Here is a 10,027-nt window from a genome sequence, read left to right as displayed (position 1 = left end):
AAAGGGGGGCCGATCAGACCGCTTCGCTCGCGCCCGCATTCGCGTCCGCGCCGAGCTTGGCCTCGAGCGCCGTGACCCGGGCGGCCAGGGTGTCGTTCTGGGTGCGGAGCGCCGAGACGAGGTCGCGCAGCACGTCGAGCTCCTCGCGGGAGGCGATGTCCATGTCGCGGATCAGGCGCTCGACCTGGGCCTTGAACACCGTCTCGGCCTCGCGGCGCACGCCCTGGGCGGCCCCGGCGGCGTCGGTCATCAGGCGGGCGAAATCGTCGAACAGCCGGTTCGAGCCTTGCATCATCGTCTCCCGAGGGGTCGAGGCCGCCATCCGTGACGGTCACGAGACCGGCGCCATCGCACCGACATAAGAATCGGCGCGTCCCCCGGCAATCCGTGCCGGCGGATTGCCGGGGCCGGCGCCGCGTGTTTCGGGCCGTTTTCGATGCGGTGCGCTCGAAACAGCCGTTTACAAATCGTTGCGGGAGCGGCCCTTCCCCCGGGGTCGGGAGGGCGCATAATCGCCCGTCGACCAATCCGCGCCGGGTTTCCCGGATGCGCGAGGAGCCGCGATGCTCGGGACCATGCCGCAGACGAGTACGACCCACCCCCATATCCTCCTCGTCGAGGACGACCGCGAGATCAGCGCCCTCGTGGCCCGCTACCTGCGGGCGAACGAGTGCCGCGTCAGCCTCGCGGGGGACGGCGTCGCCATGGACCGGATCCTGGCCGATGCCCGGGTCGATCTCGTCGTACTCGACCTGATGCTCCCCGGCGAGGACGGCCTCAGCCTCTGCCGGCGCCTGCGGGCCGCCTCCCGCATCCCGATCCTCATGCTCACCGCCAAGGCGGAGGAGATCGACCGGATCATCGGCCTGGAGATCGGAGCCGACGACTACCTCGGCAAGCCGTTCAACCCGCGCGAACTCCTGGCCCGCATCCGCGCCATCCTGCGGCGGGGTTCGGGCACGGAGAGCGAGGCGGAGGAGGGCGTGCGCCGCCTGTCCTTCCTCGGCTGGACCCTCGACGTGTCCCTGCGCCAACTCCTCAGCCCGGAGGCGGCGCGCATCGCCATCACGGGGGCCGAATTCGACCTGCTGCACGCCCTCTGCCTCAGGCCCGGCCGGGTGCTCTCCCGCGACCAGCTCCTCGACCTGACGCAGGGGCGGGCCGCCGGGCCGTTCGAGCGCAGCATCGACGTCCTGATCAGCCGCATCCGCCAGAAGATCGAGCAGGACCCGCGCAACCCCGAGATCATCCGCACCATCCGGTCCGGCGGCTACCTGTTCACGCCCGAGGTCACCCGCGCATGAAGGCCCGCTGGAACCGCCTGCGCGCCCTCGTCCCGTCGAGCGTCGCCGGGCAGATCGCCCTCCTCATCGTGGCGGCGGTGGTCCTGGCCCACGCGCTCGCCACCCTCGCGTTCTTCACCCTGCGCGAGCCCTGGCGGCCCGACGACCATCCCGGGGTCGCCGCCACGCGCATCGCCACCGTCACGCGCCTCCTCGACGGCGCCAGTCCGGCCGACCGGCCCGCCCTGCTGGCCAATGCGGCGCGGATGCTGCCGACCCTTCGCCTGGAAGCGTGGGACGGCAAGCCCGCGGAGACCGCGGCGCCGGAGGCGGGGGATCGTATCTCCGATCATCCGATGGTCCAGCGCCTGCGCGACGGTTTCGCCCGGCCCCTGGCGATCACCGACCTCAGGGGCGGATCGCGCACGGCGGAGGCGCCCCCCGGCGTCAGGGTCGGGATCGAGACGCCCGGCGGCGCGCGGCTCTCGGCCCTGGTGCCGGACGACGACAGGCCCCCGATGCGGCAGGGCGCCATCATCTTCACCTTCGTGTTCCTGGCCGTCGTCGTATCGGTGATCTCCCTCTACGCGACCCGGGCGCTCACGGCGCCGCTGGCCCGGCTGGCCGAGGCCGCCGACGTGTTCGGCACCCGCATGAACCTCGTCGACCTGCCCGAGAACGGCCCGCGTGAGGTTGTCGCGGTGTCGCGGGCCCTGGACCGGATGCGCGCCCGCGTGCGCCGGCTCATCGACGACCGCACCCAGATGCTGGCCGCCATCAGCCACGACCTGCGCACCCCGATCACCCGCCTGCGCCTGCGAGCGGAGTTCATCGAGGACGAGCATGCCCGGTCCATGACCCTGCGCGACCTCGACCAGATGAACGGCCTCGTGGAAGCGGCCCTGTCCTTCGTGCGCGACGGGCAGGCCCCCGAGGGGGGCGCCAAGACCCTGGTCGACCTCGCCTCCGTCGTGCAGACCGTGGCGGACGAGTTCGCCGATATCGGCGCCGACGTCCGGGTGGCGGAAACGCGCCACGTGCTGGTTCAGGCGCGCCCGGACGAGTTGCAGCGGGCGATCGTCAACCTCGTGGACAATGCCGTGAAGTACGGCGGTGGCGCCCGCCTCTCGGTGACCCAGACGGAGCGCGGCGTCGCCATCGAGGTCAGCGACGACGGGCCCGGGATTCCGGAGGCGGAGCGCGACGCCATGCTCCAGCCCTTCGTGCGCGGGGACCGGGCGCGCAACCTCGACACCGCGAGCGGCTTCGGCCTCGGCCTGTCGATCGTGCTCGCCATCGTGGAATCGCACGAGGGCCGGTTCACCCTGAGCAACCGCACGCCACGGGGCCTGAGCGCGCGGATCGAAATGCCGCGCGCCGCCGCCGTGGCGGGCGCCCCGGCGAGCCCCGCCGTCGACCCGGGCGCCCGCGCCGCCGCCTGAACGCCGAGCCGCCGGCCGCGCGGATCAGAACTCCATGTCGAGTTCCTCGATCTCGTCGGGTTCGCGACGGGCCTCGGCCGTCCATTCCTCCATCAGGGGCCAGGCCAGGATGGTGTCGCGGTAGAGGGCGGTCTTGCGCGAGAGCGCGACGTCGTAGGTGCGGAAGCGCGTGCAGACGGGCGCGTACATCGCGTCGGCGAGGCTCGGCGTCTCGCCGAACAGGAAGGGACCGTCGTAGCGCGACAGGCACTCGTCCACGATGGTGATGACCCGCTCAATGTCGCCCCGCGCACCGTTGAAGATCTTGAAGTTGGTGTGGCGCGCCTTGAGGTTCATCGGCAGGGCCGAGCGCAGGTTGATGAAGCCGCCATGCATCTCCCCGGCGATCGAGCGGCAATGGGCGCGGGCCACGGCGTTGCGGGGCAGGAACCCGGCCTCCGGCCGGATCTCGTTGAGGTACTGCGCGATCGCCAGGGTGTCCCAGACGATGATCTCGCCGTGGACGAGGCGGGGCACGAGGAAGGAGGGCGAGAGGTGCAGCAGCTCCGCCCGGGTGGAGGCGTCGTTGCCGGAGAGCAGCTCGGTCTCGAAGTCGAGGCCCGCCATCCGGCAGACCAGCCAGCCGCGCAGCGACCAGGACGAATAGTTGCGACTTGAGATGGTCAGTGTCGCCGCGGGCATGGTCCCCCCTGATGGTCTTCACATTCGAGCGATCGAAGCCCGCTCGCGCGGCCAGGTCGTGATCCAAGACTCATGCCGCGACGAGGCATGCGGCGATCGAAGAATCCTGCAACATGATTCCGGTGCTCGGTAATCCGCATTGCGGAACCGAGGGACCTTTTCTCAGGCGCGGCGGGTTGACCAGACCCTTCCGCGATCGGGAACTCCGGATCCCGTGCATCATCCGGCCCGCAGCGTGTTCCTGTCCTTGTGATGTATACGCACAACAGCCGCAGGATATCACTTGTTAGGCCCGTTGCGTCGGGCGCCGGCCTGCCGCAGCGTAGCGCCCCGTCGTCGGCCCGGCCGGCGCACCCGTCCGTCGCGGACGTTTTTCTGATTCGACCGTTCGCGTAGGAGTTCGGGCTGCATGCTCTATCGTGCTTTCGATGCCCAGTCGGATCTGGCTGCCCAGACCCGGGCCTGGGGACGTCTCGTCCATGACGCGGTCTCGCCCTGGACCGCCGCCGGCTATCGCGAACCGCTGAACTGGTGGTCGGCCGGCGCCCGGATGATGATGCGGGCGGGCCTCACCTTTGCGCGCCCGGCCTACGGCATCGACAGCGTCACGGTCGGTAACCGCGAGGTGCCGGTGACCGAGGAAGCGGCCTTCGCCACGCCGTTCGGCACCCTGCTGCGCTTCAAGAAGGACGTCGACACCGAGCAGCCGCGCGTCCTCGTGGTCGCGCCGCTCTCGGGCCACTTCGCGACCCTGCTGCGCGGCACGGTGCGCACCCTGCTGCCCGACCACGACGTCTACATCACCGACTGGCACAACGCCCGCGACGTGCCCCTGAGCGCCGGGCCGTTCGGGTTCGACGACTATGTCGATCACCTCGTGCAGTTCCTCGGCGTGATCGGGGAGGGCGCGCATCTCGTCGCCGTGTGCCAGCCCGCCGTGCAGGCTCTCGCCGCCGCGGCCGTCATGGCGCATTCCAAGGACGCGGCCCACCCGCGCAGCATGACGCTGATGGCCGGCCCGGTGGATTGCCGGATCTCGCCGACCTCGGTGAACCACCTCGCCACCTCGAAGCCGATCGCCTGGTTCGAGAAGAACCTGATCGCCACCGTGCCGGACCGGCACAAGGGCGCCGGGCGGCGGGTCTATCCGGGCTTCATGCAGGTCTCGGCCTTCGTCTCCATGAACGCCAAGCGGCACATGCAGGGCCATGCCGACCTGTTCTGGCACCTCGCCAACGGGGAGACCGAGAAGGCGCAGCAGATCGAGGGATTCTACGACGAGTACTTCGCCGTCCTCGACCTCGCGGCGGAATTCTACATCGAGACGGTCAAGACCGTGTTCCAGGACTACACCCTGGCCAAGAACGAGCTGACCTACCGGGGCAATCCCATCGACATGGGGGCCATTCGCAAGACCGCGCTGATGACGGTCGAGGGCGAGCGGGACGACATCTGCGCGGTGGGCCAGACCATGGCGGCGCACGACCTCTGCACGAGCCTGCCCCATCACATGAAGAGCCACCACCTCCAGGCCGGCGTCGGCCATTACGGGGTCTTCTCGGGCCGCAAGTGGGAGAGCCAGACCTACCCGCTGGTGCGCAACTTCATCCAGTCGCACAACTGAAGCGGCGCTCGGATCTCGGGCCAGCCCGAGATCCGCCACGCCAAGGGGGGGGCCCTCCGGGGTGCGACGTGCTTGGCGCGTCAAGCCGCCGCGAGCGCCATCGACATGGATTCCTTCTTCATCAGCTCGCGGTAGAAGCCGTCGAGGTGGGTCAGCTTGTCCGGCGAGCCGTCCTGGATGATCAGGCCGCCCTCCAGCACCACGATCCGGTCGAAATCCTTCAGGGTCGAGAGCCTGTGCGCGATGGCGATCACGGTGCGGCCCTTCATCAGGTTGGCGAGCGCGTGGCGGATCGCCTCCTCGGACTCGGCGTCGAGGGCCGAGGTCGCCTCGTCGAGGAGCAGGATCGGCGAATCCTTGAGGATGGCCCGCGCGATGGCGATGCGCTGGCGCTGGCCGCCGGAGAGCTTCACGCCCCGGTCGCCCACGATCGTGTCGAACCCTTCCGGCAGGGCCTCGATGAAGTCGGTGCAGTGCGCGGCTGCAGCCGCCTTCCAGACGTCCTCGTCCGAGGCGTCGGGCCGGCCGTAGCGGATGTTCTCCCGCAGGGTGCGGTGGAACATCGAGACGTCCTGCGGCACCACCGTGATGGCCTCGCGCAGGGATTCCTGCGTCACCCGCTGGATGTCCTGGCCGTTGATCAGGATACGGCCGCCCTGCGCGTCGTAGAAGCGCTGCAGCAGGGAGAACAGGGTCGACTTGCCGCCCCCCGACTTGCCCACGAGGCCGACCCGCTGGCCGGGTTGGATGACGAGGTCGAAATCCGTGAAGACGCCGCGCCCGTCCGGGTAGGCGAAGGCGACGTGGTCGAAGGTGATCTCGGCGCCCGTGCTGCCGGAGAGGGGCTCGGCCTCCGGGTGGTCGATGAGATCGTGCGGCTGCAGGAGGGTGTGCAGCGCCTCCGAGAGGCGGGCGGTGTGCTGGGTCGCGTCGACGAGCGCCACGGCGAGATCGCGGGTCGCGGCGAGGATGCGGATGCCCAGGGTGCAGACCAGCACCACCTGGCCGTTGGTGGCCTGTCCGGCCTCCCACATGGTGATGGCCCAGTAGAGCAGACCGAGCACCGCCAGCACCGTCAGGATCGCGTGCACGATGCGTAGCTTCTCGAGGTAGAGCAGCGACGAGCGGCGCGAGCGCATCTCCTGCCCGATCGTCCCGTCGAAGCGGGTGTACTCGCGCTTGAACGCCGAGAAGGCGCGCACCAGGGGCATGTTGCCGACGAGATCGACCATCTCGCCGTCGACGGAGGCGGCCTTGGCGGCGAAGTCGTGGTGGAGGGGCTTTCCGGCCGCCGCCATCTTGAACATCAGCAGGACGACGGCGGCGAAGATGCCGGCGAGCACCAGCGCCATCGTGAGGTTGACGCTGCCGATGTAGAGGATCGAGCCGAAGGCGGCGACGCAGGGCGGCATCACGTTGAACACGAACATGTTCTCGACCGTGAAGATCGCGTTCGAGGTCGCGGTGATGCGCGAGGCCAGGGTGCCGGGCTGGCGGTCGGCGAAGAACGAGGGCGAGTGCCCGGTCATGTGCCGGAACAGGTCGCGGCGGATGTCGCCGGTGACGCCCACGAAGGTGAAGGAGCCGACGAGGCTCGCCACGCGCCAGAGCAGGTTGTCGGCGGCGATGAAGGCGATCAGGACGGCGAGGGCGCCCCAGATCAGGCCTGCCGACGGGCCCTTGCTGAGGGCGTCGACCACGCCCTTCAGCGCGTAGTCGGTGCTCACGGAGAAGCCGACCGCGCCGAGGACCGCGCACAGGATCACGGCATGCGGCAGGGCGCGTCGGCGCAGGTAGCGTCCCACGAAGGCGAACGGCCGATCGGCATAAACGCAGAGGTCTTCCATCGCGGTGACCATCCCGGTTTCGAGCATCCACCCGATGACGGGGGGACGTACCCTTGTTTAAAGCGTCCTCGCGGACCCCGGTTTCCCGCGTGTGTCACACACGGGAAGTTGAGCCCCCCTAACGCGCAACGCGAAAAGGAGACAAGCGTTGCAGTGTCGGGTGGAGCCTGCCCGTTCTAGTGCAGGAACCTGAACCCCGCTTGAGCGGCAAGCGAATTCGATGCCGCCCCCGTGCTTTTCCCGTTCACGCCTCGGTGGCGGGGCGCGTCTCCGGCATGATCAACGCCACCAGGGCGAAGGCCGCGAATCCCACGATGGCGAGCCCCAGGAAAGCCGTGTGGCTGCCCAGACGGTCGGCCATGACGCCGGCCAGCGACGTCGAGAGCGCGGCACCGATGCCCATGGCCGTACCGACCGCGCCCAGCGCAAGATTGAAATGGCCCGTCTTGCGGGTGGCATCCGAGACCACGAGGGGCACCATCACGCCGAAGACCGCCGCCGAGACGCCGTCGAAGACCTGCACGGCCACGAGGAGTTCGGGGCTGTCCACGTAGGCGAAGAGCAGGCCACGGATCGGCAGTGCGAGGAAGCCGATGAGGAGGAGCGGGCGCCGGCCCCAGCGCTCGGCTGCGCGCCCGACAGCCGGGGCCGACAGGGCCAGAACCACCTGCGGCACCACGATACAGGCCGCGATCAGCGCCGTGGCGGTCTCGCTCGCCCGCAGGGTGAGCATGCTGCCCACCAGGGGCAGCATCGCCGCGTTGGCGAGGAAGAACAGCGTCATGCATGCGCCGAAGCAGAGCAGGGCGCGGTTGGTGAGGAGCGCGCGCAGGCCGTCTCCGCCGCGCGCGGCCGGCGCGTCGGTGGCGACCTTGGCGCGGGGCGGCCCGTCGATCTCGCCGGGGCGGATCCAGGACAGCGCGATCAGGGTCGGCACCATGAGGGCCGCCGTCAGGTAGAAGACCGCGTCGTTGGAAAGATAGTAGCCGCAGGCGCCCATGCCGGCGGCGGCGACCGCGTTGCCCAGCGCGGAGAAGCTGGCGTTGCGCCCGAGGCGCTCGCCCGCCCGCGCATGGCCGACGAGGCCGATGCTGATCGCCGCGATGGCCGGCGTGAGGATGCAGCTGGCGGCGGAATGCGCCGCCATTGCGAGCAGCACGACGAGGAAGTTCGGCCACATCGCCAGCGCGAAGGCGCTGAGCGCAATGGCGACCACCGAGAAGCCGGCGGCGAAGCGGCGCGAGCGGACGGCGTCCACGAAAGCACCGCCCGGCACCTGGCCCAGCAGGCTGACGAGGCTGCCCACGGTGAGCGCGAAGCCGATATCGGACTGCGTCCACTTGGCCTGGGTGAAGTAGACCGCCAGGAACGGCCCGAAGCCGGTCTGCAGATTGGCCACGAAGAACGCGAAGCCGTCGAGGCCGCGGCTGCTCGCCCGAGAAATCACCTTCATGTCGCCCGAAGCCTCCACTGCCGTCGCGGCCGGGGCGTCGTCCGTGAGGGCGTCGCGACGGGGGAGCGGCCGCGGCCGGAAGTCCGAGCGCGGCATCTCGCGGGGCTTGAGGGCCCGGCGGTTCTTCGGACGCGGAGCCGTCATCGATCCGGCGACTTCTCGGCCGGCTTGTCCGGCGCCTTCTCGGGGGTGGTCGGGGCCTTCTCGGGGTTGGTCGGGGCCGGGGCGGCGCCCGGAGCCGGCATCGTCACGGCGGCGGGCGCCGAAGCCGGGGCGGGCGCCGAAGCCGGGGCGGGCGCGGAAGCCGGTGCAGGCGCGGGCGGCCCCTGGACGGGGGCGGCGGCCTGCTCGCCCTCGGCGGGCGTCGCCGGGCTCGCGGGGCCGAGGACCACGATGGGTTCGCCGGGCTTGTACTCGGGGGAGACGCGGACCTGATTGCGGCTGAGCTGCAGCACCAGCCGGCTTGGCTTGCCGTCCGAGGTGAAGCGCATCGCCCGCCAGTCCACCGCGATCTTGCGCGAGCCGACGCCGAGGAAGCCGCCGAAATCGATGATGGCGGCGCGCGGACGGCCGTCCTTGTCGAGGATGATGTCGATGATCCGGCCCATATCCTCGCCGGTGGAACTGCGCACGGCCTTGCCGAGCACGCCGTCGTAGTCCTGCGTGTCGAGCACGGTGGCGGGCGTGCCCGTGGCGCCCGCCGGCGGCGGCGCGGATGCGGGCGGCACGGCCGGCTGCGCCGGCTGTGTCGGTGCCGCTTGCGCGGGTTGCGGCGGTACGGCGGGGGGCGAGCCCGTCGTGACGTCGCTCCCGGCGGAGGCCGGTTCCTTCCCGGGCGTTGCCGGGTTTTGGGCGGCCGCAGTTGCGGCCCACAGGGTGATCGTCGCGGTGGCGATCATCCGGACAATTCTGAACACGCGCGTTCCCCGAGATATGCGTCGGCCCGGTCTCGCACAATCGTGGCTTGAGCGTCGGGTTCCACCCGAGGGCGGCGCCGGCCTCATTGCGCGGGGACCAAGGCGAAGTTGTGGATGAGCGGATACGGTGTGGATCGTCGCGGCGGCCGGTTCCCGACGAATCGGGAACGCCCGCGCGCCGGGCAAGAAACGGACCGCCCCCGGGCCGGCTCCGCGCCACCGGCGACACTCTGGCACCAGTCGAAGCGGGGCCGCAATGTCCGGTGCGCGGCGGCCCGTCTGGTTTTCGCCCGAACCGCGTCGTAGAGAGGCAGAATGATGCGTAGGGTGTCCCCGGGGGGGCACTTTTGTCTTGCTTGAGGACCAGATCCGATGTCGCTTCCGTCCAAAGTCTGCGCCGCGGCGCTCGTTGCCGCCGCCCTCGGGGGCTGCCAGGCCCTCGGCGGCGGCGCTGGCGTGATGCCCGAGACGGAGATCGGACCGCCGCCCTCGATGCGCGGTACCGCCCAGGCACCCCGGCGCGGCGCCCGTGCCGATGCCGATGGCAGCGAGGCCCCGACCACGCCGACCCGCCGCCTGAACCTGCCCAGCAGTGCCGGCGGCCAGACCCGCGCGGCGGCGAACGAGGAGCGGCGCATCCGCCGGGAGGACATCGAGGGCGAGACCACGAGTCGTTCGAGCTCCGGCGGCCTCGGGCCCCAGATGAGCCAGGGCGGCGGCGTCGGCCTCGGCGGCAAGTTCTGATCGACGGCAAGTTCTGAACCGCGAAAAGTTCTGATC

At 70.5% G+C, this 10,027-nt stretch carries 9 protein-coding genes; 4 read left to right on the top strand and 5 right to left on the bottom strand.

The window, feature by feature from the left end:
- Nucleotides 1-13: 13 nt before the first annotated feature.
- Nucleotides 14-292 (bottom strand): accessory factor UbiK family protein, encoded by a 279-nt coding sequence (locus K2X24_RS03850; RefSeq protein ID WP_292494813.1) that lies wholly within the window; start codon nucleotides 290-292, stop codon nucleotides 14-16.
- A gap of 283 nt (nucleotides 293-575) precedes the next feature.
- On the opposite strand from K2X24_RS03850, the gene K2X24_RS03845 reads away from it, so the two are divergent.
- Together K2X24_RS03845 and K2X24_RS03840 are read left to right on the top strand one after the other, a co-directional pair.
- Nucleotides 576-1,304, top strand: coding sequence for a response regulator (locus K2X24_RS03845; RefSeq protein WP_292494811.1), 729 nt, complete (start codon nucleotides 576-578; stop codon nucleotides 1,302-1,304).
- Nucleotides 1,301-2,725, top strand: a complete 1,425-nt coding sequence (locus K2X24_RS03840) for an ATP-binding protein (protein ID WP_292494807.1) — start codon at nucleotides 1,301-1,303, stop codon at nucleotides 2,723-2,725. Before K2X24_RS03845 ends, K2X24_RS03840 begins: the two co-directional genes overlap by 4 nt.
- Nucleotides 2,726-2,749: 24 nt before the next feature.
- Here K2X24_RS03840 and K2X24_RS03835 read toward each other — a convergent pair whose 3' ends face one another.
- On the bottom strand, nucleotides 2,750-3,406 hold the full coding sequence (locus tag K2X24_RS03835; protein WP_292494805.1) for a glutathione S-transferase family protein: 657 nt from the start codon (nucleotides 3,404-3,406) through the stop codon (nucleotides 2,750-2,752).
- 409 nt (nucleotides 3,407-3,815) lie between these two features.
- On the opposite strand from K2X24_RS03835, the gene phaZ reads away from it, so the two are divergent.
- Entirely contained in the window at nucleotides 3,816-5,030 is a 1,215-nt protein-coding gene (gene phaZ / locus K2X24_RS03830; protein WP_292494803.1) for a polyhydroxyalkanoate depolymerase, read from the top strand.
- Between the two features lie 80 nt (nucleotides 5,031-5,110).
- Here the strand turns inward: phaZ and K2X24_RS03825 are convergent, their stop codons facing one another.
- From K2X24_RS03825 to K2X24_RS03815, 3 genes are all read right to left on the bottom strand, one after another.
- Nucleotides 5,111-6,877 (bottom strand): ABC transporter ATP-binding protein, encoded by a 1,767-nt coding sequence (locus tag K2X24_RS03825; RefSeq protein ID WP_292494809.1) that lies wholly within the window; start codon nucleotides 6,875-6,877, stop codon nucleotides 5,111-5,113.
- 244 nt (nucleotides 6,878-7,121) lie between these two features.
- Nucleotides 7,122-8,474 (bottom strand): MFS transporter, encoded by a 1,353-nt coding sequence (locus K2X24_RS03820; RefSeq protein WP_292494800.1) that lies wholly within the window; start codon nucleotides 8,472-8,474, stop codon nucleotides 7,122-7,124.
- Complete coding sequence (locus K2X24_RS03815) at nucleotides 8,471-9,058, bottom strand: PRC-barrel domain-containing protein (RefSeq protein ID WP_366934432.1); 588 nt, start codon at nucleotides 9,056-9,058, stop codon at nucleotides 8,471-8,473. The genes K2X24_RS03820 and K2X24_RS03815 overlap by 4 nt, the downstream gene beginning before the upstream one ends.
- 561 nt (nucleotides 9,059-9,619) lie before the next feature.
- On the opposite strand from K2X24_RS03815, the gene K2X24_RS03810 reads away from it, so the two are divergent.
- The gene (locus K2X24_RS03810) at nucleotides 9,620-9,991 is read left to right on the top strand and encodes a hypothetical protein (RefSeq protein WP_292494796.1); all 372 of its coding nucleotides are present in this window, start codon (nucleotides 9,620-9,622) and stop codon (nucleotides 9,989-9,991) included.
- Nucleotides 9,992-10,027 lie beyond the last annotated feature (36 nt).

The organism is Methylobacterium sp. (assembly GCF_019750675.1).
GTDB lineage: Bacteria > Pseudomonadota > Alphaproteobacteria > Rhizobiales > Beijerinckiaceae > Methylobacterium.
This window is presented reverse-complemented; position numbering and strand designations above follow the sequence as displayed.

Excerpts from the sequence above, each read along its gene's own strand:
- K2X24_RS03845 (WP_292494811.1), top strand. The coding sequence starts at position 576 with ATGCCGCAGACGAGTACGACCCACCCCCATATCCTCCTCGTCGAGGAC.
- K2X24_RS03825 (WP_292494809.1), bottom strand. The coding sequence starts at position 6,877 with ATGGAAGACCTCTGCGTTTATGCCGATCGGCCGTTCGCCTTCGTGGGA.
- K2X24_RS03840 (WP_292494807.1), top strand. The coding sequence starts at position 1,301 with ATGAAGGCCCGCTGGAACCGCCTGCGCGCCCTCGTCCCGTCGAGCGTC.
- K2X24_RS03850 (WP_292494813.1), bottom strand. The coding sequence starts at position 292 with ATGCAAGGCTCGAACCGGCTGTTCGACGATTTCGCCCGCCTGATGACC.
- K2X24_RS03810 (WP_292494796.1), top strand. The coding sequence starts at position 9,620 with ATGTCGCTTCCGTCCAAAGTCTGCGCCGCGGCGCTCGTTGCCGCCGCC.
- K2X24_RS03820 (WP_292494800.1), bottom strand. The coding sequence starts at position 8,474 with ATGACGGCTCCGCGTCCGAAGAACCGCCGGGCCCTCAAGCCCCGCGAG.
- K2X24_RS03835 (WP_292494805.1), bottom strand. The coding sequence starts at position 3,406 with ATGCCCGCGGCGACACTGACCATCTCAAGTCGCAACTATTCGTCCTGG.
- phaZ (WP_292494803.1), top strand. The coding sequence starts at position 3,816 with ATGCTCTATCGTGCTTTCGATGCCCAGTCGGATCTGGCTGCCCAGACC.